The organism is Methylosinus sp. shoA, from assembly GCF_059718125.1.
This window is the reverse complement of sequence record NZ_AP046091.1, coordinates 1,582,501-1,607,074: the sequence shown is the minus strand read 5'-3', so window position 1 is coordinate 1,607,074 and position 24,574 is coordinate 1,582,501. Positions and strand designations below refer to the sequence as shown.

General features: G+C 63.7%; 15 protein-coding genes, 1 tRNA gene, 2 rRNA genes, 6 pseudogenes and 1 other annotated feature (1 of these 25 cut by a window edge). Of the genes and pseudogenes, 9 read left to right on the top strand and 15 right to left on the bottom strand.

The genetic code is table 11. The features are described from left to right. Positions 1-15: 15 nt before the first annotated feature. The 7 genes from AC6IW9_RS07310 to AC6IW9_RS07280 all read right to left on the bottom strand — a co-directional run bounded on the left by AC6IW9_RS07310 (position 16) and on the right by AC6IW9_RS07280 (position 7,584). Complete coding sequence (locus AC6IW9_RS07310) at positions 16-828, bottom strand: urease accessory protein UreD (protein WP_497770800.1); 813 nt, start codon at positions 826-828, stop codon at positions 16-18. Then, a complete protein-coding gene (urtE, locus tag AC6IW9_RS07305) occupies positions 825-1,523 on the bottom strand; it encodes an urea ABC transporter ATP-binding subunit UrtE (RefSeq protein WP_497770797.1) in 699 nt (232 codons plus the stop codon). Before urtE ends, AC6IW9_RS07310 begins: the two co-directional genes overlap by 4 nt. A gap of 3 nt (positions 1,524-1,526) precedes the next feature. Further along, on the bottom strand, positions 1,527-2,288 hold the full coding sequence (urtD, locus tag AC6IW9_RS07300) for an urea ABC transporter ATP-binding protein UrtD (RefSeq protein ID WP_497770794.1): 762 nt from the start codon (positions 2,286-2,288) through the stop codon (positions 1,527-1,529). Further along, positions 2,285-3,427 carry an urea ABC transporter permease subunit UrtC gene (gene urtC / locus AC6IW9_RS07295; protein WP_497770791.1) on the bottom strand — a complete coding sequence of 381 codons (1,143 nt, stop codon included), beginning with the start codon at positions 3,425-3,427 and terminating at the stop codon, positions 2,285-2,287. The genes urtD and urtC overlap by 4 nt, the downstream gene beginning before the upstream one ends. A 10-nt stretch (positions 3,428-3,437) precedes the next feature. Next, on the bottom strand, positions 3,438-5,018 hold the full coding sequence (gene urtB / locus AC6IW9_RS07290) for an urea ABC transporter permease subunit UrtB (RefSeq protein WP_497770789.1): 1,581 nt from the start codon (positions 5,016-5,018) through the stop codon (positions 3,438-3,440). Positions 5,019-5,082: 64 nt separating this feature from the next. Beyond that, positions 5,083-6,357, bottom strand: a complete 1,275-nt coding sequence (gene urtA / locus AC6IW9_RS07285; protein WP_497770786.1) for an urea ABC transporter substrate-binding protein — start codon at positions 6,355-6,357, stop codon at positions 5,083-5,085. A gap of 36 nt (positions 6,358-6,393) precedes the next feature. Further along, a complete protein-coding gene (locus AC6IW9_RS07280) occupies positions 6,394-7,584 on the bottom strand; it encodes a hypothetical protein (protein ID WP_497770784.1) in 1,191 nt (396 codons plus the stop codon). 210 nt (positions 7,585-7,794) lie between these two features. Here AC6IW9_RS07280 and AC6IW9_RS07275 point away from each other — a divergent pair, with 210 nt between their 5' ends. Genes AC6IW9_RS07275 through AC6IW9_RS07265 form a run of 3 tightly spaced genes read left to right on the top strand, consistent with a single transcriptional unit; the run spans position 7,795 to position 12,405 of the window. Beyond that, complete coding sequence (locus AC6IW9_RS07275; protein ID WP_497770782.1) at positions 7,795-8,106, top strand: hypothetical protein; 312 nt, start codon at positions 7,795-7,797, stop codon at positions 8,104-8,106. 20 nt (positions 8,107-8,126) lie between these two features. Then, a complete protein-coding gene (locus AC6IW9_RS07270; RefSeq protein WP_497770779.1) occupies positions 8,127-11,495 on the top strand; it encodes a hybrid sensor histidine kinase/response regulator in 3,369 nt (1,122 codons plus the stop codon). Next, positions 11,485-12,405 (top strand): response regulator, encoded by a 921-nt coding sequence (locus tag AC6IW9_RS07265; RefSeq protein WP_497770777.1) that lies wholly within the window; start codon positions 11,485-11,487, stop codon positions 12,403-12,405. Before AC6IW9_RS07270 ends, AC6IW9_RS07265 begins: the two co-directional genes overlap by 11 nt. A 223-nt stretch (positions 12,406-12,628) precedes the next feature. On the opposite strand, the pseudogene AC6IW9_RS07260 reads toward AC6IW9_RS07265, so the two are convergent. Next, a pseudogene (locus AC6IW9_RS07260) lies at positions 12,629-12,807 on the bottom strand (IS3 family transposase); the annotation flags it as partial. A 591-nt stretch (positions 12,808-13,398) separates the two neighbouring features. Between AC6IW9_RS07260 and AC6IW9_RS07255 the strand changes: the two are divergent. Both AC6IW9_RS07255 and AC6IW9_RS07250 read left to right on the top strand, forming a co-directional pair. After that, positions 13,399-14,331: a PhnA-like protein gene (locus AC6IW9_RS07255; RefSeq protein WP_497770774.1), complete on the top strand. Its 933-nt coding sequence runs from the start codon at positions 13,399-13,401 to the stop codon at positions 14,329-14,331. Positions 14,332-14,469: 138 nt separating this feature from the next. Further along, a pseudogene (locus AC6IW9_RS07250) lies at positions 14,470-15,049 on the top strand (transposase); the annotation flags it as partial. Positions 15,050-15,119: 70 nt separating this feature from the next. Here AC6IW9_RS07250 and AC6IW9_RS07245 read toward each other — a convergent pair. The 4 genes and pseudogenes from AC6IW9_RS07245 to AC6IW9_RS07230 all read right to left on the bottom strand — a co-directional run. Next, a pseudogene (locus AC6IW9_RS07245) lies at positions 15,120-15,242 on the bottom strand (IS256 family transposase); the annotation flags it as partial. Positions 15,243-15,385: 143 nt separating this feature from the next. Continuing rightward, positions 15,386-18,103: a hypothetical protein gene (locus tag AC6IW9_RS07240; protein WP_497770772.1), complete on the bottom strand. Its 2,718-nt coding sequence runs from the start codon at positions 18,101-18,103 to the stop codon at positions 15,386-15,388. A gap of 355 nt (positions 18,104-18,458) precedes the next feature. Then, positions 18,459-19,173: pseudogene (locus AC6IW9_RS07235) on the bottom strand (transposase); the annotation flags it as partial. Positions 19,174-19,228: 55 nt separating this feature from the next. Further along, positions 19,229-19,684: a hypothetical protein gene (locus tag AC6IW9_RS07230; protein WP_497770770.1), complete on the bottom strand. Its 456-nt coding sequence runs from the start codon at positions 19,682-19,684 to the stop codon at positions 19,229-19,231. A 268-nt stretch (positions 19,685-19,952) separates the two neighbouring features. On the opposite strand from AC6IW9_RS07230, the gene AC6IW9_RS07225 reads away from it, so the two are divergent. The 4 genes and pseudogenes from AC6IW9_RS07225 (at position 19,953) to AC6IW9_RS07210 (ending at position 23,147) form a co-directional block, all read left to right on the top strand. Then, positions 19,953-20,704, top strand: a protein-coding gene (locus AC6IW9_RS07225; protein ID WP_497770768.1) for an IS5 family transposase whose coding sequence is annotated in 2 segments (ribosomal slippage) — positions 19,953-20,283 and positions 20,283-20,704 — 753 coding nt in all. Because the reading frame shifts where the segments join, the coding sequence is not laid out codon by codon here. Between the two features lie 396 nt (positions 20,705-21,100). Further along, a pseudogene (locus tag AC6IW9_RS07220) lies at positions 21,101-21,671 on the top strand (integrase core domain-containing protein); the annotation flags it as partial. A 5-nt stretch (positions 21,672-21,676) separates the two neighbouring features. Then, positions 21,677-21,789: a sequence feature (AL1L pseudoknot), on the top strand. Further along, positions 21,691-22,614: pseudogene (locus AC6IW9_RS07215) on the top strand (IS3 family transposase); the annotation flags it as partial. Its footprint overlaps the feature before it by 99 nt. A gap of 107 nt (positions 22,615-22,721) precedes the next feature. Continuing rightward, the gene (locus tag AC6IW9_RS07210; RefSeq protein ID WP_497770766.1) at positions 22,722-23,147 is read left to right on the top strand and encodes a protein NO VEIN domain-containing protein; all 426 of its coding nucleotides are present in this window, start codon (positions 22,722-22,724) and stop codon (positions 23,145-23,147) included. A 109-nt stretch (positions 23,148-23,256) separates the two neighbouring features. Here the strand turns inward: AC6IW9_RS07210 and AC6IW9_RS07205 are convergent. The 3 genes from AC6IW9_RS07205 to AC6IW9_RS07195 form a co-directional block, all read right to left on the bottom strand. Beyond that, positions 23,257-23,333, bottom strand: a tRNA-Met gene (locus AC6IW9_RS07205). A gap of 104 nt (positions 23,334-23,437) precedes the next feature. Next, positions 23,438-23,553, bottom strand: a 5S ribosomal RNA gene (gene rrf / locus AC6IW9_RS07200). Between the two features lie 75 nt (positions 23,554-23,628). Beyond that, positions 23,629-24,574: ribosomal RNA gene (locus AC6IW9_RS07195) — 23S ribosomal RNA — on the bottom strand (it continues 1,900 nt past the right edge of the window).

Sequence of the window (24,574 nt, the reverse complement as noted above, 5' to 3'; positions counted from 1 at the left end):
TTGGAGCGAGCCTATTCAATTCATCCACAGACGCGGCGCGCCGCCGCGCCCGTCCGTCGCGGGCGGCCGCAACGCCGCCAACGCCTCGACGACCATACCGCGCAGCTGCGCGGCGTCACTCTCGAGGAAACGCAGCAGCAGCACGCCATTGACGAGACTGGCCGCGCCCTGCGCGCATCGGCGCGCGAGTACGAGCAGCTCCGCGACATTCGGCCCAGCGACGAGAATGGTCGCATAGCCGACGGCGTCGCCGACGCCGAACGGCCCGGCGCGATGCGCGGCGAGATCGCCGTGAAGGCCGATGGCGTCGGCCCAGACGAGCCGGCCGCCGATGCGCAAGGTCCAACAATCGCGCAGCGCGCCCGTGTTCAGCCATTCGCCGCTGGCGCGCCGGCCGAACAGAATGGTCTCGACGCCGAGAAATCGCGCCGTCGGCGCGAGATCGACGTCAATTCGCCGTCGCAGACGCGCGCAATCGAACAGAATGGTCTCCTGCGGCAGCCATTCGAGCCGCGCGCTCTCTGCGCAGTGAAGGTGGGTTACGATCTCTGCGCTGGCGCCGGTGGAGCGATAGATTTTCTCGGCCGCAGGCGTCGTGATCGTCAGCGCGGCGCCGGCCTCGACCTTGATGTCCAGCGCATAATGATCGCCGCCGACGACTCCGCCGCCGGTGTTGACGATCGCCGCCTCCGGCGCCTCATGAGGCTCGACAGCGGGAAACAGCGCCCTCAGCGGCGCCTCCTGCGCCAGATGTCGCAACCGGCTCGCTCCCTGAACTTGCGCAAAGCGCATTTCGATGCGGCCCCTCGCACGCTCGGGACCCTTCACAACGCCACGAAATCCCTGATGTTGTCCCTGTCCATATCGGTTCCGAGCCCTTGTCTGACGATGCTTCCGCGCGACATCACTAGATAATGATCGGCGAGGTCGCGGCCGAAGTCATAGTACTGCTCGACGAGCAGAATGGCGAAATCCCCGCGCCGGCTCAAGCTCTTTATCACCTCGCCGATGAGCTTGATGATCGACGGCTGGATTCCTTCCGTCGGCTCGTCGAGGATGATGAGCTTCGGATCGGAGACGAGCGCCCGCGCGATGGCGAGCTGCTGCTGCTGGCCGCCGGAAAGATCGCCGCCGCGGCGACGCAGCATTTCCTTCAGCACCGGGAACATCTCGTAAATTTCGCTCGGCACGGAGCGCGCCTTGCGGGCGGGTTTCGCGGCCATGCCCATCGAGAGATTTTCTTCGACCGTGAGGCGCGAGAAGATCTCCCGCCCCTGCGGCACATAGGCGAAGCCTCGCGCTGCGCGCTGATTCGGAGAGAGCTTCGACATATCTTCGCCGTCGAAGCGGATGGCGCCGCCGCGGATCGGCGTCACGCCCATGATGCTGCGCAGCAGCGTCGTCTTGCCGACGCCATTGCGGCCGAGCAGCACGGTGCAGGCGCCCTTGGGCGCCGTGAAGGACACGTCGCGCAGGATATGGCTGCTGCCGTAATATTGATGGAGGCCGCTGATCTCGAGCATCGCCTAGCGTCCCAGATAGACTTCGATGACGCGCTCGTCGCTCTGCACAGCGGACAAGGATCCTTCGGCCAGCACGGCTCCTTCGTGCAGCACCGTGACCTTGCGGGCGATGGCGCCGACGAATTCCATATCGTGCTCGACCACCATGATCGAATGCAGGCCCGCGAGCGATTGGAGTAGTTCGGCGGTGCGTTTCGTCTCATGGTCGGTCATGCCGGCGACCGGCTCGTCGAGCAGCAGCAGCAATGGGCGCTGCGCCAGCAACATGCCGATCTCCAGCCATTGCTTCTGGCCATGCGAGAGCAGGCCGGCGCTCTCCCACGCCTTGTCGGCGAGCTCGACCGTCTCCAGCAATTCGCCGATGCGGTCGATCTGCTCGCCGCTGATGCGGCGAAAGAGAGACGCGCGCACGCTCTTGTCGGCCTTCACCGCGAGCTCGAGATTCTCGAACACGGTGAGATTCTCGAACACAGTCGGTTTCTGAAATTTGCGTCCGATTCCGGCGGCCGCGATCTGCGGCTCGTTCAGCTTGGTGAGGTCCAGCGAGCGGCCGAAGAAGACTTGGCCCGCATCGGGCCGCGTCTTGCCGGTGATGACATCCATCATCGTCGTCTTGCCGGCGCCGTTCGGCCCGATCACACAGCGCAGCTCGCCGACGTCGATCGACAGCGACAGGCCGCGTAGCGCGCGAAAACCGTCGAAAGCGACTTGCACATCGTCGAGATAGAGCGCGACGCCGTTCGAGATCCCCGTCTGCTCGATCATGACGCGCGCTCCTTGCGGGCGAAGAGGAGCGCGATCCTCGTCGACGGCAGCGCGTCGACGAGGCCGATGACGCCCTTGGGCAGCAGCAGCGTGACGAGCACGAACAGCAGCCCGAGAAAGAACAGCCAATATTCGGGAATGGCCGCGGTGAAGAGGCTCTTCGCGCCATTGACGACGAAGGCGCCGACGAGCGGGCCGATCAAAGTGCCGCGTCCGCCGACCGCGGTCCAGATGGCGATCTCGATCGAGGCCGCCGGCGACATTTCGCTCGGATTGATGATGCCGACCTGCGGCACATAGAGCGCGCCGGCGAGCCCGCAGATCGCCGCGGAGAATGTCCAGATCGCGAGCTTGTAGGAGAGCGTGTCGTAGCCGCAGAACATCACCCGGCTCTCCGCCTCGCGGATGGCGGTGAGCACGCGGCCGAATTTGCTCGTCACGATGAAGCGCGAGACGAGCAGCAGCAGCAGCAGGCTCGCTCCCGAGAGCATGAACAGGATGATGCGCGTCTGCGGCGTCGTCAGCGGATAATCGAGAATGCGCTTGAAATCGGTGAAGCCGTTATTGCCTCCGAAGCCGGTCTCGTTGCGGAAGAACAGCAGCATCATCGCATATGTGAGCGCCTGTGTGATGATCGAGAAATAGACGCCCTTGATGCGGGAACGGAAGGCGAAGAAGCCGAACAGGAAGGCGAGCGCCGCCGGCGCGAGGATCGCGAGAGCGACGCCATAGGCGAAATGATCCGTAAAAGTCCAGAACCAGGGAAAGGCCTTCCAATCGAGGAAGACCATGAAGTCCGGGAGGTCTGCGTGATAGCTGCCGTCATGGCCGATCTGACGCATCAGATACATGCCGAAAGCATAGCCGCCGAGGGCGAAGAAAACGCCATGTCCGAGGCTGAGTATCCCCGCATAGCCCCAGACGAGATCCATGGCGAGCGCCAGCATGGCGTAGCAGAACAGCTTGCCGGCGAGCGCGACCGAAGCGTCGGAAAGATGGAGGAGCGAATCTTCGGCGGTGGCGAGATTGGCGAATGGAGCGACGACGAAAATGGCGAGCGCGGCGAGCGCGAAGACGATCCAGCCGCGCCGGTCGAACAAGCGCCGCGTGAGAGTGAGGGAGGGAGGGAGATGGAGCATGGGTCTGCGCTCAATCGGCCTGCCGGCCGCCGAGCGCGAACAGGCCCTGCGGACGCTTTTGAATGAAGACGATGAGGAACACGAGCAGGGCGATCTCCGCGAGCACGGCGCCGACGAGATTTTCGAAGATTTTTCCTGCGACGCCGAGGCCGAGCGCGGCGTAGACGGCGCCGGCGAGTTGGCCGACGCCGCCGAGCACGACGACCATGAAGCTGTCGACGATATAATGTTGTCCGAGATCGGGCCCGACATTGCCGACTTGCGACAACGCGACGCCGGCGAGTCCCGCTATGCCGGAGCCGAGCGCGAAAGCGATCGTGTCGATGCGCGAGGAGTCGACTCCGACGCATTTGGCCATCGTCCGGTTCTGCGTCACCGCGCGCACGAAGAGGCCGAGGCGCGTGCGCGCCAGCAGGAAAGAGACGAGCAGCAGAACGGCGAGCGAGAACACGATGATGACGACGCGATTATAAGGGAGCTCCAGATTGTCGGTGACGAAGAGCCGGCCGGACATCCAGACCGGATTCTCGACCTGAACATTCTGCGCGCCGAAGATCGTACGTACCATCTGCATCAGGACGAGGCTCACTCCCCAGGTGGCGAGCAGAGTCTCCAGCGCGCGCCCATAGAGGAAACGGATCACCAGGCGCTCGATGACGACGCCGACGAGCGCCGCGACCAGAAAGGCGACCGGCGCCGCGGCGGCGAGATACCATTGGAAATGATCGGGGAGATGCGCGCGGAAGAGATTCTGCACCACATAAGTGGCGTAGGCGCCGATCATCATCATCTCGCCATGCGCCATATTGATGACGCCCATCAGCCCATAAGTGACCGCGAGGCCGAGGGCGGCGAGCAGAAGAATACTGGCGAGGCTGACGCCCGAAAAGACGATGCCCAGATTCTCGCCGATCGCGAGGCTCGATTCGACATTGCGCAGCGAGCGGGTGAGCGCCACGCGCACCTCGCCGTCGTCCTCGACTGCAAGACGCGTCTTCAACGCTTCGCGCACGCGGCCGGAGACGCTGGCGCGCAGCGTCTTCGCGGCGGCGAGGCGGATAGCGCGATGTCCAGACTGCAATTCGGAGAGCGCGCGAATCTGGCGCAGCGCGTCGCGCACCGCGGAATCGCGCTCGCGGCTCTCGGCCTCGGCGATGAGCGCGAGCCGTGACTGGTCGAGCTCGGCGCTCTGCAGGCGCTTCACCGATTCGAGCCGCTGCGTAGGATCGGGAGAGGCGAGCTCCAGAACGGCGATCGCCTCCTCGATCGCTATGCGCACGCTATTGCTCGTGGAGACGTCCTCGAGATCGGCGGGAAGCGCGATGGGCGTGCGCTCCAGCGCGTCGAGGCCGCGATCGTCCTCGACGACGAAGGTCTTGTCCTCGGCGGTCTTCACGCGATCGGCGAGCAAGTCCTTCAAAAAGGGAACGACGGAGACGTCGCCGCTCGCGACCAGCGAGTCAAGCGCCCGGCGCTGCTCGTCGGCGTCGCCGCTGGCGAGATGCGCGATCGTTTCGCGATCGAGCGCCGCGGCCGGCGCGCAGAATATCATCGCCATCGCGAGGCCGGCGATCAGTCGCAGAATACGCAAGTCGAGACGCTCCATCGAAAGCCTGATCCGGACGGCCCGGGTCCGGGCCGTCCGCTTCTCGCCGTCAGTTCGTGTCCGGCTCGTCCTTCTTCTTGTCGTTGCCGGGAATGAAGGGGCTCCAGGGCTGAGCCCGCACCGGTCCCGCGGTCTTCCACACGACGTTGAACTGGCCGTCGGCCTTCACCTCGCCGATGAACACCGGCTTGTGCAGATGATGATTGGTCTCGTCCATCTCGGCGGTGAAGCCGGAGGGCGCGGCGAATTTCTGGCCGGCCATTGCGGCGATCACCTTGTCGACGTCGGTGGTCTTGGCCTTCTCGACCGCCTGCTTCCACATGTTGACGCCGATGTAGGTGGCCTCCATCGGATCATTGGTGAGCGGCTTCTCCGGATTGGCGACGCCATGCGATTTGGCGTAGGCGGCCCATTTCTTCTTGAACTCCGTGTTGACCGGGTTCTTCAGCGACATGAAATAATTCCACGCCGCGAGATGGCCGACGAGCGGCTTGGCGTCGACGCCGCGCAGCTCCTCTTCGCCGACCGAGAAGGCGACGACCGGAACTTCCGTCGCCTTGAGGCCGGCGTTGCCGAGCTCCTTATAGAAAGGAACGTTCGAATCGCCGTTGATGGTCGACACCACCGCGGTCTTGCCGCCCGAGGCGAATTTCTTGATGTTGGCGACGATCGTCTGATAATCGCTGTGGCCGAAGGGCGTATATTCCTCCATGATGTCGGCGTCGGCGACGCCCTTCGAGTGGAGAAAGGCGCGCAGGATCTTGTTGGTCGTACGCGGATAGACATAATCGGTGCCGAGCAGGACGAAACGCTTGGCGCCGCCGCCGGCCTTGCTCATCAGATATTCGACCGCGGGAATCGCCTGCTGGTTCGGCGCCGCGCCGGTGTAGAAGACGTTCTTCTCGAGCTCCTCGCCCTCATATTGCACAGGATAGAACAAGAGGCCGTTCAGCTCCTTGAACACCGGCAGCACGGATTTGCGCGACACCGAGGTCCAGCAGCCGAACACCACGGCGACCTTGTCGGCGGCGAGCAGCTGACGCGCCTTCTCGGCGAACAGCGGCCAGTTGGACGCCGGATCGACGACGACCGGCTCGAGCTTGCGGCCGAGCACGCCGCCCTTGGCGTTGATCTCCTCGATGGCCATCAGCGCCGTGTCCTTCAGCACGGTCTCGCTGATGGCCATGGTGCCGGACAGGGAATGAAGAATGCCGACCTTGATCGGTCCCTTGTCGGCGGCGCGCACGGGAAGAATCGCGCTCGCTGCGAGCAACGCGCCGGCGGCGACGAGGCCGAGGCTCTTGACCACTACTCTACGTTTCATTCGCTTGGCTCCCTGACGCCGATTGCGTCGACGCGTTCAGAACTGGATTTGCAGGCCGAGGATGAATTTGTCGACGTCCTTGCGCGCGGTGAACTGATTGATCGCGTAATTGGCGGTGATGCGCAGATTATGTCCATCGATCATATAAATGACGCCCATGTCGTATTGGCGCTCCCATGTGAGGGCGAGCGTGTCGCGGAAGGATTGGAAGCGGAAATAGGGCTGCAGCTTGCCCCAGCCGATCACGTATGGGATGAGATAGCCGGCGCCGAGCATATAGGCTTCGCCCGGACGAATGCCGCCGACGAGATCGGTCGTGCGCGCGCCGTTGAGATTGGTGGCGACGTCGTTCACGCCATGCGTATAATAGCGGTAATAGGCGCCCTCGAAGGTCGCGGCGCCGAACTCGCCGAGCTTCTTCTCGAACAGCACGTCGACGTTCCAGGCGGTGAAGTCGGCGCGCTGCAGCGCATTGCCGACGCCGTCCTGCTGATGCTGGATCGCAAAGCCGACGCCGAGAACATCCGCGCCGCCGAAATAGGTGCTGCTCGTGTAATAGGCCGGGTCGGGATCGGGATCGAGCAGATTGAGGTTCACGCGGCCGGCGAACAGCGGATGCCCCGCCTGATTCGAGGCGCCGACGATCTGGTTGTGTCCGTCATAGATGCCGAAGACGTAAGTGAGCCGCTTCTCGAACAGCTTGCCCCAGATCGTGCCGCCGTCGTTGCGGCCGGCGACCTTCTGCGGATAGCGGGAGACGATCCCCGGATAGGACCAGGCGAGCAGATAATAGGGACCGTCGAGATTGGCGCGATCGCTCGGCGGCAGCATGCGGCCGCCCCAGACGTTGATCTCGTCCATGGGCTCGATCTGCGCATAGCCGTCGAGCACCTGAATCGTGCTGTTGCTGGTGATCTCGGTGTTGAACGTCGCCTTCAGATATTGATTGAAGGAGGCGGAGGAATAGAGGCGGAAGCTCTCGAGATCGACGCGGGCGGAATTGGTTCCGGGGGCGTTGTTGCGCGTCACATCGCTGAAGAAGGGCCTGAGGCCGAAGCCGATGCTGAACCATTGGTCGTCGTCGCCGAACGGCAGCACGACGCGCGCCTGCGCCGCGCTTCCCGTCAGCAGGCAGGCCGCCAGCGCCGTCAGGGACGCCGCTCTCACGAAAGAATAGGATCGCATGCGCGCGTCGTCGCGCGCCTGCTCGTCGCCGGTTTCGGTCATAAGTCCCCCTCGATGTCATGCGGCGCGCACTCGCCCTTCGGCGCCGGCCGAGGGCTGCGATTCGTCCGCCGCGGTCTCGCCGTCCGTATTCGAGGATTACCTGGGTCTACCCTTACGCAGGAATACGCTGAAATGCGTATTGCTCCGTACGCGCCATCGTGTGGAATAGGGCGCAAGGCCGGCGAAGAACCCGCCGGCAGGGGGAATGCGATGCGTAAATCGACGGCTATGGACATCATCGGCTGCGCGGCGGGAGTGCTCGCGCTGCTCGTTTTCGTTCAGCAGGCGAATGGCAAGACGGTGAAGGGACCGGCGGCGACGCAGCCGCGATTCGCCGTGGATCTGTGGTGGAACAGAGGCGGCGACATGAGCGGGCTGAAGAAGGCGACCGACGCCTGCGCGAAGAAGCTCGGCGAGAGCGAGCGGCCGGCGAGCGTCTCGACCATGATCCTGTCGCGGGCCATGCTAGACTGTCTCGAGGGAGAGGGGTGGCGCCCGGTCGGCGAGCCTCGCCCGGTGTGAGGTGAGTTCAGAAAGAGCGAATGAGCGACCAGCAGCGTATTTTTCCCGTCCGGCGGACCTATAACCAGTTCGTCGCCGATCAGACGCTCGAAGATTATTCGCTGCGCTACACCGCTCAATCGGCGCGCCGCTTCACGCCGTGGCGTGTCGCCAACACGGCGCTCGGGGCGATCTCCTTTCTCGCCTGCGAGGCGCTCGGCGGCGGCGTCACTCTGAGCTTCGGCTTCGCCAACGCCATGGCGGCGATTCTCGCCGTCGGCGCGCTGACCTTCCTCGTCAGCCTGCCGATCGGCCATTACGCCGCGAAATATGGCGTCGACATGGATCTGCTGACGCGCGGCGCCGGCTTCGGCTATATCGGCTCCACGGTCACCTCGCTCATCTACGCGTGCTTCACCTTCATTCTCTTCGCACTCGAAGGGACGATCATGGCCGAGGCGCTGAAGATGGGGCTCGGCCTGCCGATCGGCGTCGCCTACGCCCTATCGGCGCTCTGCGTGCTGCCGATCGCCGCGCTCGGCATTCGCTTCATCAGCCGCTTTCAACTGTGGACGCAGCCGATCTGGTTCGTATTGCAGATCGCGCCGCTGGCTTATGTGATGGCCGCCGGCCCGCCGGCGTTGCGCGCCTGGGCTTCGCATCCCGGCGCGCAGGGCGCGCAGGGCGCCGGCTTCGATCTCGCGGGCTTCGGCGCGGCCGTCTCCATCCTGCTCTCGCTGCTGCCGCAGATCGGCGAGCAGGTCGATTATCTGCGCTTCCTGCCGAGCAAGGAGCGCGTCGGCGCCGCGAGCTGGCGCAGCGCGCTGCTCTGCGCCGGGCCCGGCTGGATCGTGATCGGAGCGCTCAAGCTCGCCGCCGGCTCTTTCCTGGCGGCCCAGGCGCTCGCGCTCGGCGTGCCGGCCGAGCGCGCCGCGGAGCCGAGCGAGCTCTATCGTCTCGCCTTCGACGGACTGTTCGGCTCGCCGTCGCTGGCCTTGGGGCTGACCCTCGTCTTCGTCGTCGTCTGCCAGACCAAGATCAACGTCACCAACGCCTATGCGGGCTCGATCGCCTGGTCGAACTTCTTCTCGCGCCTCACGCATAATCATCCCGGGCGCGTCGTCTGGCTGGTGTTCAACGTGATGCTGGCGCTGATGCTGATGGAGTTCGGCGTCGCCCGCGTCGTCGACAGCGTGCTCGCCTTCTATTCCAATTTCGCCGTGGCCTGGATCGGCGCTTTGACCGCCGATCTCGTCGTCTCCAAGCCGCTCGGCCTCGGCGCGCCGCAGATCGAGTTCCGCCGCGCCTATCTCTACGATCTCAATCCGGTCGGTTGCGGCGCCATGCTGATTTCGCTCATCGTCTCCACCGCGACTCTCTACGGCCTCGCCGGCGAGACGCTGCAGCCGCTCGCGGCGCCGATCGGCTTCGTCGTCGCCTTCTCGCTGGCGCCGCTGCTCGCTTACGTCACGCGCGGCCGCTATTACATCGCGCGGCCGCCGGCGATCTTCGCCGGCGGGGCGCAGCCCGTGCGCTGCATGATCTGCGAGAACAGCTTCGAGCCGCAGGACATGGCCTGCTGTCCCGCCTACAGCGGGCCGATCTGCTCGCTCTGCTGCTCGCTCGACATGCGATGCGGCGACCGCTGCAAGCCGGACGGCCGCCTCGTCGAGCAGGCGAAGGCGCGGTTCTCCGGCCTGCTTCCGCGCGTCGCGCTCGACGTCTTCTCGTCGCGCGCCGGCCGCTTCGTCATCGTGCTCGGCCTGCTCACGCTCGTCAGCGCGGCGATCCTCGGCGCGATCTATCTGCAATATTCGGCGGCGGTCGGCCCCGCCGCGCGGCCGATCGTGCGCACCACGCTCGAGATCGTCTTCGTCGGACTGCTGCTGGTGATGGGCGTCGCCGCCTGGACCTTGGTTCTCGCGCAGGAGAGTCGTCGTCTCGCGGAGGAGGAGACGCGCCGTCAGACGGAGATCTTGCGCGAGGAGATCGCGGCGCATGAGCGCACCGACGCCGAGCTGCAGCGCGCGAAAGAGGCGGCGGAGGGGGCGAATATCGCCAAGACGCGCTTCATCGCCGGCCTCAATCACGAGATCCGCTCGCCGCTCAACGCGATCAACGGCTATGCACAATTGCTCGAGCGCGACGTGACCGACAATCCGCGAGATGCGGCGCGCATCATCCGCCGCAGCGCGGAGCACATCACCAATCTCATCGACGGCCTGCTCGACGTCGCCAAGATCGAGACGGGCTCGCTCGATATCGCGCGCGACATCTTCCGCATCGACGAGACGCTCGACCAGCTCGTGGACATGTTCCGCCTGCAGGCGGCGGCGAAGGGCGTCGCCTTTCGCTACGAGCGCAGCCCGCTACTGCCCCGCTACGTGCGCACCGACAAGAAGCGTCTGCGGCAGATCCTCATCAATCTCGTCTCCAATGCGGTGAAATTCACCGAGACGGGCCATGCCTCGCTGAAAGTCGGCTTTCGCAACGACATCGCCGAATTCATCGTCGAAGACACCGGCGTCGGCATTCTCCCCGAGGATTTGGAGGGAATCTTCGCGCCTTTCGAGCGCGGCCGGCTGCCGCAGGTGGCCGCCATTCCCGGCACCGGCCTCGGCCTCACCATCACCAAGCTGCTGACGCAGATCATCGGCGGCGAGATCAAGGTCGAGAGCGAAGTGGGCGTCGGCAGCCGCTTTGTCGTGCGCCTCTATCTGACCGCCGCGCACTCGCCGGACGAAGGACCGAAACCGCCGCAAATTCGCGGCTATGCCGGGCCGCGCAAGACGATTCTCGTCGCCGACGACACGCCCGTCCATCTCGATCTGATGCGGCAATCGCTCGGCGCGCTGGATTTTGAAGTGCTGACCGCGTCCAACGGCGCCGATTGCGTCGACATCGCGCTGGAGCGTCGTCCCGATCTCGTGATGCTCGACATCGCCATGCCGAAGATGACCGGATGGGAGACGGCGCGCCATCTGCGCGCCTCGCTCGGCGCGGAGACGCCGATCATGATGGTTTCGGCCAATGCGCATGAGCTGATCGAGCGCCGCGCGGTCGATTCGCCCCATGACGATTTTCTGATCAAGCCGATCGAGATCTCCGAAATGCTCGATCGCATCGGCAATCTCCTGGGGCTCGACTGGCTCTATGTCGCGGCGCGCGCCCCCGCCGGCGAGGCGACGCTCGCGCCGCAGCGGCACGGCCTTTCGCCGGAGCGCGTCGAGCGGCTGCTGCGGCTCAGCGACACGGGCTACAGCCGCGGCATAGAGGCGGCTCTGCGCGAGATCGAGAGCGAGTCGCCCGGCCATGCCGCCGTCGTCGCGCAATTGCGCGCGATGGCGAAAAATTTCGAGTTCGAAGCGTTGAAGCAGGCGTTGCGGGACGGATGCGGCGATGTCGACTGATCTGCGCCAGCGCGACACGGCGCTCGTCGTCGACGACAATCGCGACGAGCTCGGCTTTCTCGTCGATGCGTTGGAGCGCGCCGATCTCACCGTGCTCGCGGCGACGACCGGCGAGGCGGCGCTGTCGCTGCTGGAGCGCGTTCCACCCAATGTGGTCGTGCTCGACGCGGTGATGGCCGGGCTCGACGGTTTCGAGACCTGCCGGCGCATCAAGCAGAACCCGCGCTTCGCCCATGTGCCGGTGATTTTTCTCACCGGCCTCAAGGATACGGGCCATGTGCTGATGGGTCTCGAGGCGGGCGGCGTCGATTATGTCGTGAAGCCAGTGATCATCGAGGAGCTCGTCGCGCGCATTCGCATCCATATCTCCAATGCGAAAGCGGCGTTCGGCGCGCGCGTCGCGCTGGATGCGGCGGGCCGTCATCTCCTCGCGGTCGACGGAAACGCGCGTCCGCTGTGGTGCACGCCGCAGGCGGCCGATCTGCTCGCCGCGCAATTCGGCGCCTTCGAGATTTTACGCGCAAAGCCGCCGGAAGCCTTCTCCGCTCTCTTGCGAGGCGCCATCGAGCGGCGCGACCAGAGCGCCCTCGTGGTCGAAACGGAGCGCATGTCGATCTCCTTCCTGTGTGAGATCGGCGGCGAGGAGCTGCTGTTTCGTTTGTCGGAGCGGCATCTCGTCAGCGACGAGGCTTTCCTCGTCGGCAAATTCGCGCTCACCTTGCGCGAGGCGGAAGTTCTGAGCTGGATCGCGCGCGGCAAGTCGAATGTCGACATAGCGGAGATTCTCTGCATCTCGCCGAGAACGGTGCACAAGCATCTCGAGCGCATCTTCGTCAAGCTCGGCGTGGACAGCCGTTCGTCCGCGACATCGGTGGCGCTGCAGGCTCTGCAGAGCCGATCGAGCGATTGAACCGGCGCGACGGCGGATATCGATCGAAGAGCTGGCCCCGATTGTTTGGACAGCGCCCCGCGGATTTTAAGTGGATTCCTGCCGGGGTTTGCCGAATGCGGGGTGCTGCGATTTTGTCCCGGCGTCGGGAGGGCGTAGCCCGACCAAAGCTGCGACAAAATCGCGGGCGACGGTCATGCGGCCGCCGCCATCGCTTGTGCGCCGAAATAGGCCTCGTCGGGTGTCGCGCAATAGGGAGGTCGTGGCTACTGTCGATCATCGCTTTGCGCTCAGCAGGCCGGCCTTGCTGAGCGCGCCGGACAAAAAATCGTTCTCCAACGTCAGTTCGCCGATCTTCGAATGCATCGCCTTCAAATCGACGGCGGCCTCCTTGGCCTCCGTTTTCTCCTGCCCGAAAACGCCCTCGGGGACGCAGCGTTTCGGCCTCGCTGACGGAGGATTGAAATATCCGATCTGTTTTCGAAACTCCCGTGGCTGTCGAACCTTCGCCAATTCAACCGAGCCGGACGCGGCGGCCCGGCGCGGATCGTCACGATCGCAGTGGTCGGCGTTTCGATGTTCGAGACGAGACTTCACAGAGCGCTGGCGTCGAACAGCGCGTCACGAACGCGCCCCCGGCGCCGCCCACACACAACCACGCGCGGCCGAGGCCGTGTTGGTCCCGGCGGGGCGCGGCGTCTACGCCCATACGGCGCTCTCGGTCAATTCCGACACGGGAGGCCCGATCGTTCTTCAGGCGACACAGGACCGCTGGCGGGGGACCGGAACATTCTCTCAAAGTCCGTCTCGAAGATCGCTCCAGCACAATCTTGGCGGCGGTGGGCGCCACCCGATCCCCTATCGACATCTGAGGCACTAACGATGATCATCGACGAGGCTCGAGCTTAATGCACATCTCGGTGCGGGCGTGATTAGAATGAACCTTTCGGTTCGAGAAATGTTGCCATCTCGGCTCCGGCCATCAAACTCGTAACAGCGCGTGAGGGAAGCGCCATGACTGATTATCCGAGACACCCTGATCGGCAAACGGCGCAGGCGGCGCCGACCTCTGGCAGAGAGACGCGCTCCATCGAGCTCAATCGCATCTCGTGGGGTGCGGTGCTAGCCGGCGCCGTCGTGGCGCTCGTCGTTCAGCTCCTGCTCAATTTGCTTGGCCTCGGCATCGGCGTTTCCACGCTCGATCCCGGAACCGCCGACAATCCTTCGGCCGGCGCCTTCTCGGTCGCCGCGGGCATCTGGTATCTCGTGGCGGGAATCATCGCCGCCTATGCAGGCGGTTCCATTGCCGGCCGGCTGTCCGGCGGTCCCGTCGGGTCGAATTCGGCTCTCCATGGACTTACCAGCTGGGCCGTCACGACGCTCGTCGTGTTCTTCCTATTGACGACGGCGGTCGGCGGCATCATCGGGGGCGTGTTGAGCGGCGTCAGCGGCGCAGTCGGCGGAGTGGGCCGCACGGCGGCATCCGCAGCGCAGATCGCGGCGCCTGGCCTCGCAAACGCGACGGATCCTTTCGGGGCAATCGAGCGGCAATTGCGGGAAGCCTCCGGTGGAAGCGATTCCGCGGCGTTGCGTGACGCGACGGTCGCAGCCGTTCGGGCGGCGCTGACGGGGGGTGAGGCTCAAGCGCAGGAGGCGCGCGAACGAGCTACCCAGGCCCTGGCGCGCGCGCAGAACATCTCCCCGGCGGAAGCGCAAAAAAAGGTCGCGCAGTACGAGCTGCAATATCGGCAGACGGTCGATGCAGCCAAGCAACAGGCTGTCCAAGCAGCTCAGACGACAGCAAAAGTCGTGTCGCGCGGCGCGCTCTTCGGCTTTTTCGCCCTCGCCCTCGGCGCCGTCGCGGCCTGGATCGGAGGACGTTCGGGAACGATCGCCGGGAAGCTCCCGAGATCCGGCCTTTCCCCCGCGCCTCAACCTCATTCTTGATGCCGGGTGAAGGCGCGGCCGAGATGCCATAATGGGCCGGGCCTCGCGAGAATAGCCAGACTGGTGGCTGTCCCTCAGAATGATGTGTGTTGAACGGAGTCCGAAGGATCGGCTCCAGGCATCAAGTGAGGAACAGCCATGGAATATTATGCAGGGATCGACGTGTCTTTGAAAGATAGCAGCGTGTGCGTCGTGGACGAGATGGGCGAGCCCGAAGCGCTCGTGCGGTATTTTGAGGAACTGGGATTGCCGGTCCGCCGCATTGGTCTCGAAGCCGGGCCGCATTCGCAGTGGCTGCATGCAGGGCTCATCGACGCCGGCCGCGATGCCGTGCTGCTGGAGACGCGCCACGTGAAAGCGGCTCTGTCCGCCATGACGGTGAAGACAGACCGGGAAGACGCGCGAGGGATCGCCCAATTGCTGTGTATGGGGTGGTATCGGCCAGTTCACGGCGTTGTGGAACGAGTTCACCAAGCTCCACCGTGAAATGCTGAAGATCGCGCGCGCCGACATGATTTGCCGAAGATTGATGAGCGCACCCGACGTGGGGGCTCTGGTTGCATTGACCTATCGCTCGGCGGTGGGTGATCCGTCCCGCTTCGGCGAGTCCGGGGCGCTCGGCGCCTATTTCGGGCTGACGCCGAAAAAATATCAGTCGGGCGAGACCGATCGAGATGGTGGCGTCAGGAAGGTTGGAGATGGCATGGTGCGAACCGCGCGATCGTGTCCCGGAGCGTGGTGTAGCTCAGGTCGGTCCCATCGAGGGACTCCGGCGGCAGCCGGTTTGATCAGGCGGCCACGGCAGGCAGCTTGACGATGGGATCATCGCTCAAAGCGGCAATTGTTTCCAGGGTCATGTAGCGGCCGCGCTGCACGGCCCATTCGTCATTCTGTTCCAACAGGATCGCGCCGGCGCCCAGGTCGATCCAATCATTCGAAACGACCGGCGTCGTATCCTTCGAGAATGTGGTCGAGCCGGCCTGCGCAGGGGTGATAAGCAGCGCGAGCAGGAAAAATCGTCAGCGTCTCATTTTTCGGTTCCCCTGCCGCCCGCTCAATGAATCTTCCGCGGCCACACGGGACAGTGCGAGCAGCTGAGTTCCGAATTGTCGACCAGCTCGAAGCTGCCCGGCACGCCGGCGGTGACGGTGGCGATGGTGGCGATCGCTTTGTCGCTCACGGGCCATGGCGAATAGGTCGTGTCCTGCAGCTCCGGCCCCGCGATCGTGTCGCCCGGCGCCAGCCAATTGGCGACATCGGCCGCGTAGTCGTCCTTGGTGCTGCGGCGCAGGCCCGTGACCGTCTTTTGGCCGGCGGTGAAGGTCGCATAGAGCACGGCATGCGGCGCCAATGGCGCGGGCGGCACGGCGACGAGATATTTGCCCGAGTCCGTGAACGGATGCGTCGCGCTCTTGCAGCTGCCGTCCGCATGCAGCGTCATGCCATTCATCTGCTGCGTGTGAATCGGGAAATTGCCCGAGCCGTCGGCGGCCCCCACCGAAAGCACCACGAAATTAATCCCCGAGCTGCCTTCCTCCAGCGTCCACCCTGGCGCCAGCGCCACCGAGGCGACCGCATGCTGCCCGCCGACCTGCACGAAATCCATGCGGTCACAGGCCGACCAGCTCGGCTTGCCCGTCGTGGCGACCGACCAATCCGCCGAGGGGAAGACGCCGCCATAGACCGGCTGGTCAATCCTCCACGGACGCCCCCCCGTGTCCGTGAATGTGCGCGCGCCGACATGCAGCGGCGCGCGGGTCTTGCCGCCGGAGGATCGCTCGAACGTCATCTCGCTGGAGAATGTCGCCGAGTCCGTGCAGACCGATCCGTCGATTTCGCAATAGGTCGAGAGCACGCTGCCGAGCGTGACATTGTGCGCGCCTAAGATATTCAGCTCGGGCGGGCCGAAAGGCGCGCCGCCCAGCGTAGCGACGGCTTTGGCGACGGCGGTGGAGACGCCGACGGAATCGGCCATGCCGCGCAGCTGCGCCGAGCGAATGTCGACATATATGTTCGCGCCGCCATTGATCAGCGACGGCCAGTGCTTGCCCTGGCCGCTGAGCTGGACGCCGCCGTCCAGCACGATGCGCTGATGCGAGCCTCCGGTCAGCCATGACGCCGGCGATTGCCGCGTGATGTTTTCATAGGCCTGAAACCCGCCGCCGCGGATGATCAGCTCGGACGGCCACGAGGAGGCTCCGACGAAATTGCCGATCCGGACACAGCCCTCGCAATAGACATCTTGCAGCGTTGTCGGTCCGATAAAGGCCGTCGCATGCACGTCGATCAGCTGATAGATGTTCGAGAAAGAAGCGTTCTGGATGGTCGCGTCCCACCTGCCGCGGCCAAGGCCGAGCAGGTCGTTCGAATAGACCGTGTGCAGGCCCAGCCCCACATGATCCTGCAGATGCAGGTTGCGGCTGTTCGAATTGGCAAAGACTATGCCGATGGGACCAAAACCGAAACCGGCCTCGTCGATTGTGACGAAGTCGCCTTGCGAGGGCGAGTTCGCGCCTCCTAAGAAAGCGACCGCAAAACCGTAAGCGTCGACATCTTCGAAAACCACATGGGACGTGACCGCGCGCCCATATTGATCGGGCAGCGAGCCGGAGCGCAGCGCCGCCGGCGTCGTATAGGCGGCATAGGGCGCCGCCGGCATGGGGCCGGCATAGCAGTCGACGCAAAAGGCGGCGAGCGGCGACCTTGTCTGCAGCCCGCCCGGCGTCGTGCCGGAGGCGTCCAGCGACTCCGCCAGCCAGTCGCGAATGTCTGACGACGGATAGACCGAATCCTCGACTCCATACGTCTGGTAGGCGGCCCCGTGAGCGCCAAACCCCACATTGGCTCCAATGAGAGTGAGGTGGCGCACATGCACCGCTCGCCCGCCCTGCACATTGAGGCACGGCCGTGTTGTTTGCCTGCAGAGGATCTTCGTGCCGGCCAGATCGAAAAAGGCTTTGCCTGCGCCGATCAGGCCGATCGTGTTGAAGGTGCCGTAGCCGTAGCCCAGCATGAAGCCGCAAGACGACGAATAGGAGCCGTCCAGCAATCGCACGTTCGAGGCGCGCACAATCAGAGCGTAGTCGATCGCCTTTTGGATGGGCCTGCAATTATCCTTGCCGGGAGTGTCGCTCAGCTCTCGCCAACAGGCGATGCGCCCAGATCCCGATGCGGCGGCGCGGTCGAGCGTGATGGTCCCGGAGCCGACGCGCTGCAACGTCGCAGTGGTGCGGAGGATCGCGGCCGTGTCCGAATGCCACCGCACGCTGAGGCACCGCATGCCCGCGCGCAGAATATCGGTCGAGGAGACGGTGACGATTTTGGTGCCATTGCCCGTGGCCGAGACGCTGCCGCCGCCCAGCACCCAGCTCGTCGCGTCGCCGAGCGCGCCGAACTGGCAGGCCTCCACATAGGGCTGGGTCGTATATTGCGGTATCAGGAAGCCCGCCGGGAGCGCGATCTCGCCCTCCAGTCCCGCGGTGGAGGCCGAATAGATATAGGTCAGCGGGCAGCTCGGCGCGCCGGGCGCTGGCGTCTCCACATAGGTGACCGAGACGATCCGCGGCGACGCGCCGGCGGCGACGGCCGTGACCAGCGCCGCCTTGCTCGCATAGACGGCGCCGCTGGCGATCGAGATCACGCCGTGGCTGTCGATGACGACGCCGGAGCCCGCCTGCACGCGATTGTAATAGGTACCCGCCATGGCGGGGGCGAGCAGTTGCTGCGACACCCAGAACAGAGTGGCGAGCGCTGCGACGAGCGGACGTCTCATGATGATCTCCTCACGGAAGGGCGAGCGCGGCCGCCTGCAACGACGCAATCTCGGTCGACGAAAGAGAGAGCTGGATGGCGATGAAATCCCACATCCAGCCGTCGACGGGCCAATAGCCCTCGGCGAGCATGATGTTGGGCAGGAGGTCCTCACGCGCCGAGACAGCGTTGAGCAAGGCGTGCATCAGCCCCGCAGCCTCGAGCGCCGGCGCGGCCTGCCTGCGGCGGATCAGAGCGCCGGTCGTCGCGCGCAACGGCGTCGCCGCGACGACCTCGTCTCGCAGAGCAGCCACCTGCACGGGCGTGACGCCGCCCGGCAGAGCGGCGGCGAGCGCCTCGTAGATGTAGAGCCAGATCACCTTCGGCCCGCGCGCGCAGATTTGCGCGACGATGCGATCCATCTCCTCGACCGAGCCGGCGCTGCCGTCGATATTCGAGCGTCGCAGCTTCGCCGCCAGCAGATGCCCGCCGCAGAAGACATAGAGCGGCAGATAGCAATAGCAGTCGTAATAGCCGTGAAAGAATCGGTCTCCTGATCGCCGTGCAGCGGACCGTCGGTGGCGTCGAGATCGAGCACGATCTCGCGCGGCGGCTCCACATGCGCGTCGAGAAACAGCTCGACGAACAGCTTCTCGACCGCGGGGCCGTCGTGGCCGATTTTGTGATAGCGCAGCTTCCTGCCCTCTCGCAGCGCGTGCTCCAGGCGATTGAGCGTGCTCTTGCCGACGAGCGGCGCGGGCGCGTCCGCCGTGCGGTCGAACTTGCCGAGCAGCACGGCGAGCACGGGATCGAGCCGCAGCTCGTCGTGGTCGACGAGATCCTCATAGCCGAGCGCGAGGCCGAACACGCACTGCGCGACGAGCGTCTCGATCGGGTGGACGGCATAGACGGGATTACGCCGATCCTGAAAGCAGGCGGAGAAGCGCTCGATGAGCCGGATCGTCTGGTCCGTCTCTCCGAGCAGAAGAGCGCCGGCGTCGGTGGAGACCATGCCGCCGTCGAAATCGGCAACGACGCGACGGCGCCGGCTCTTCCGAAATCCATCTCGCTCGCGCTACGCTCCGTCTGCATCGGGGAGCCCCTCGAATCGGCGCAACTCGTTATCGTAAAAAACAAGTTTAAACCGTCAGAGGCCCCGATGCGCCTCGATTCGGTGAGAAATCCGGGCTAGAGCAGGAGGGATACGACAGTGTCCGACTGCTGTGGTCGCGTTTATCGCGGGAATCCGCTCGTTTCTGTGCTTCGCAGGCGAGACGTCCGCAGGTGTCGTATCAGGGACTTGCTCTCGGCGGCCGGAAAGATTGAAGAACCATGCGCCGCTGTTATGATTGCTATTGCTGAGCGCTAGCGCACCTCCCGCGGCGGCGCCCAGCAAGAGAAGGCCGCCGCTGACCAGCAAGGGGTCCGGGTCTTCGTTTGGCTGGCCGTCCGAGCGGCCTTCGCGAGCCGGGCAGGCGACGTGGTGGCCAAGCGGATCGGTGCAAGATTTCCACTCCATCGGGTAGCCCGGACCGGCGAAGGCTGCGCCGGGCGGCACGATCAGGGTCGCCGACACTAGGAGAAAATAGGGAACTTCATGCAATCAGCCTCCTTCGACGAATAAAGACAAATCGACGAAGCAGATAAACGGATACGCCGATTCCCCGCAAGCTGTGGACACGCTGGAATTGACAACGGCTCCGGCGTGTGATTGGAGCCGACTATCGGTCTGTTCGCCAAGCGCCTCGAGCGCTCGCATTTCTGCTGGCCGACAGCGGTCGAAGGGCGCTAAGGTCTGTAGACATTCGAGTAGGAAGGGGATTCCCGCAAGGCTGAAATTTTGATTCAAGGCTGAAAAATGGAGGTTAGCCTTGATTCGCTTGGCATTGAAGGATGAGCAATGGGAAACGATAGCGCCGCTGCTTCCTGGCAAGGCAGGCGATCCGGGCCGTAGCGGCGAAGACAATCGTCTGTTCTTGGAGGGGGTGTTGTGGATCGCCCGTACCGGTTCACCCTGGCGTGATTTGCCCGATTGTTTCGGCAAGTGGTCCTCGGTGTGGAAACGCTTCCGCCGCTGGGCGTTGAAGGATGTCTTCGATCAGATTTTTATGGCGCTCTCGGGCGATCCTGATTTTGAATATGCGATGATCGACGGCACAATCATCAAAGTTCACCGGCACGGAACCGGCGCAAAAGGGGGACTCAAAGTCAGGCCATCGGCCGCTCGCGCGGCGGGCTGACGACGAAAATCGTCCTTTTGGTCGATGCTTTGGGCTATCTGGCGCGCTTCATCCTGTTACCGGGGCAGCGCCATGACAGCGTCGGCGTTGCGCCCTTGATCGAGGATGTCGACGTTGCCGCGCTCATTGCCGACAAAGCCTTCGATAACAACGCCCTGCGTCTGCGATTGAAGCAGCAAGGCGCTCTCGCCGTCATCCCTTCCAAAGCTGATCGCAAACAGCTTATCCCGCATGACGCCGAAATGTACAAATGGCGCCATCTGGTCGAGAACTGCATCCAACGCCTGAAGGAGTGGCGGCGCATCGCAACCCGCTACGATAAAACCGACGCCAGCTTTGCTGCTTTTGTCCAACTCTCCGCCGCATTGCACGCAATCGCCTAAATGTCTACAGACCCTAGTGCCAGAAGGCGAATGTTCACAAGCCGTGCCCGCTGATGCCGCGCCGAGTTGGCATGTTTTGGTTGTGTCGCAAAATTTGTCTATCGAGACGCCAGCTCGACCCGACCGCCAATACGCCGTCCACGATCATAGTCCGTACCGACCCCCGATAAAAATTTACGACAGAACCCCGTGCACCCCTCCCGCAGAACAGCACGACGACGCAAAAAATCGCCGCGTCACGAATAAGATGACTTAAACTCTCATACTCGTCCATCGCGGAATTTCCTCATCGTGTGCTTGACGGCTCACGACTGGAAATTTCGTCGGTGGACTGCAGGAAACGTCAAACTCCTACTGCCACCCCGGCAGAGCCGGGGAACTCTCACTTCGTTTTAGATGCTCGATGCGGCGGCGCTTCGGGAGCTCTTGTCAAAAAAATGGTAGGGCCCGCCGTCAAGCGCGACGCCGTCGCGCACCTTCGGGCCGTGATGGGCCTGTCGGAACGTTGGGCCTGCCTGCCGGATCGTCGCCATCGATCGCAAGACGGCGCGCTACGCGTCGAAGCGTCCGGCCGACGACGAGCTTCGCGCCGAGCTGCACGATCTCGCCAACGCGCGTCGGCGCTTCGGCTACCGGCGGCTGCCTGGCGGCGATCCCCGACACGTCGATCTCCGGCAAGCGGGTGGCGCGGGAGCTGTCGGCGTTGATTGAAAGACGCGGAAAGCCCGGCATGATCGTTTCCGACAACGGGACGGAGTTCACCTCGAACGCCGTCCTGTCCTGGTCGGACGAGAACAAGGTGGAGCGGCATTTCATCATGCCGGGCAAGCCGATGCAGAACGGCTTCTGCGAGAGCTTCAACGGCCGTATGCGGGACGAGCTGCTCAACGAGACGCTGTTCTTCGGCCTCGACCACGCGAGAAAGAAGATTCGCTCTTGGGTGCACGACTACAACCATCGGCGCCCGCCGCTGGATGAAACTTCGGGGGCAGGTCACGCCGGTCGAAGCCATGATCGCCTTCATCGACGAGAACCGCGACAGCTACGGGGTCGAGCCGATCTGCGAGGTCTTGCCGATCGCCCCGTCCAGCTATCGGGCGCATGCGGCGCAGCGGCGTGATCCCTCGAAGCGCTCAGTGCGGGCGCGGCGCGACGCCGGGCTCACCGAGAAGATCCGCCGCGTTTTCGCGGAGAATTTTTCGGTCTACGGCGCCCGAAAGGTGTGGCGGCAATTGCGGCGCGAGGGCGAGGATGTCGCGCGCTGCACGGTGGAGCGGCTGATGCGGCGCATGGGCTTGCAGGGCGTCGTGCGCGGCAAGGCGATCAAGACGACGGTGAGCGACAAGAAGACGCTTTGCCCGCAAGACAAGGTGAACCGGCAGTTTGCGGCGGATCGGCCGAACCGGCTGTGGGTGGCGGACTTCACCTATGTCGCGACCTGGCAGGGCTTTGTCTATGTGGCCTTCGTCATCGATGTCTTTGCTCGGCGGATCGTCGGCTGGCGCGTCTCGCGTTCGGCGAAGACGCCCTTCGTGTTCGACGCGCTCGAACAGGCGCTGCATGATCGCCGGCCTGTTCGCGGCGGTCTCGTGCATCACTCGGACCGAGGCGTGCAATATGTCTCTATAAAATACACGGAGCGCCTCGCCGACGCTGGCGTCGAGCCGGCCGTCGGCAGCGTCGGCGACTCTTACGACAATGCGCTCGCCGAAACGATCAACGGGCTCTACAAGGCCGAGGTGATCTGGCGATGCGGACCGTGGCGCAGCCTCGAGCAGGTCGAGTTCGCCACGCTCGAATGGGTGGACTGGTTCAACAACAAGAGACTGCTGGAGCCGATCGGAAACATCCCCCCGGCCGAAGCCGAAGCGCGCTACTATGCGCAGATCAAAGAGCACGCCATGGCGGCGTGGCTCAAACAAAACGGCCTCCGGCAAACCCGGGGCGGTTCACAGGCTTGCTGGAGACCCCGCCAGATCCCGCCACATGATTATGGTGGGACAATCTGGCCGCTAATGTGCGGGCAGACCGCGACACTGCTCTGCTACAGCAAGGGCGCAAAGCCGAATGGTGGTCATATCAGCATGAGCTGGCCCTGCTCGCCCAGCTAGGCATCCAGCGGCAGCCTGTGTGGGCCGCCATCGAAGACAATGGTCTCGGCTACGACATTTTGTCTTACCGGCGAGACGGGGCGTCGGAGATCAACCGACTCATCGAAGTGAAATCGAGCAGTGCGCAGCCGCCGCGCCTCATCATCACTCGCAACAAGTGGAGAACTGCCGCTCAATTCGGCGAGGCCCTTGAGTTCCATATTTGGACTCTCCCTGACCGCAAATTGCATATTCTCCCTTGCTTGGAAATGCGGCGACACATTCCGGATAATCGCGAGGGTGGTGAGTGGATCGAGGTCGAGATCACGCCGAATCTCAGGCGGCAAGACTGACCCACTTCTGTTCTGAACTGGCGGGTCGAGAGGGATTCGAACTTCAGTCGTGAACGCAAAAAACCACCCCGACGATCAGATCGGGGCGGTGATTGAGTTATGCTGGAAGTGGTTGCGGGGACAGGATTTGAACCTGTGACCTTCAGGTTATGAGCCTGACGAGCTACCGGGCTGCTCCACCCCGCGACAAATAGAAAAAAGTAGTGACGAGCACAGTAGAGACTTGATGCTACTGCCATCGCACTATTCCGATAGAATTAGATCGTAGAGAGGAAACTTGTTCTTTGCAGGCCTGGCGACGACCTACTCTCCCAGGTCTTGAGACATAGTACCATTGGCGCAGAAACGTTTGACGGCCGAGTTCGGGATGGGATCGGGTCTGGTCGCTTCGCTGAAAGCCACCAGGCCGGCAAAGAACAAGCGAAGCAAACTGACGTCTTTCGATCGCGCCATCCATCGGGATGAGCATGGATTAATGAGAACGATCAAGCCGATCGAGCTATTAGTACCGGTAAGCTTCACGCATTGCTGCGCTTCCACACCCGGCCTATCAACGTGGTCGTCTTCCACGGCTCTCAAGGGAGAACTCGTTTCGAGGTGGGTTTCCCGCTTAGATGCATTCAGCGGTTATCCCGTCCGTACATAGCTACCCTGCACTGCGACTGGCGTCACAACAGGTCCACCAGAGGTATGTTCATCCCGGTCCTCTCGTACTAGGGACAAATCCTCTCAATTCTCCGACACCCACGGCAGATAGGGACCGAACTGTCTCACGACGTTCTGAACCCAGCTCACGTACCACTTTAATCGGCGAACAGCCGAACCCTTGGGACCTTCTCCAGCCCCAGGATGTGATGAGCCGACATCGAGGTGCCAAACAACCCCGTCGATATGGACTCTTGGGGGTTATCAGCCTGTTATCCCCGGCGTACCTTTTATCCGTTGAGCGATGGCCCACCCACTCGGGACCACCGGATCACTATGACCGACTTTCGTCTCTGCTCGACTTGTCTGTCTCGCAGTCAGGCAGGCTTATGCCATTGCACTCGACGAGCGATTTCCGACCGCTCTGAGCCCACCATCGCGCGCCTCCGTTACTCTTTGGGAGGCGACCGCCCCAGTCAAACTGCCTACCATGCACTGTCCCGGCCCCGGATGACGGAGCGCGGTTAGACATCCATGACGATAAGGGTGGTATTTCAAGGATGGCTCCACGCGAGCTGGCGCCCGCGATTCAACGCCTACCACCTATCCTACACATGCCGACACGAATGCCAGTGCAAAGTTACAGTAAAGGTGCACGGGGTCTTTCCGTCTGACCGCAGGAACCCCGCATCTTCACGGGGAATTCAATTTCACTGAGCTGACGCTGGAGACAGCGGGGAAGTCATTACGCCATTCGTGCAGGTCGGAACTTACCCGACAAG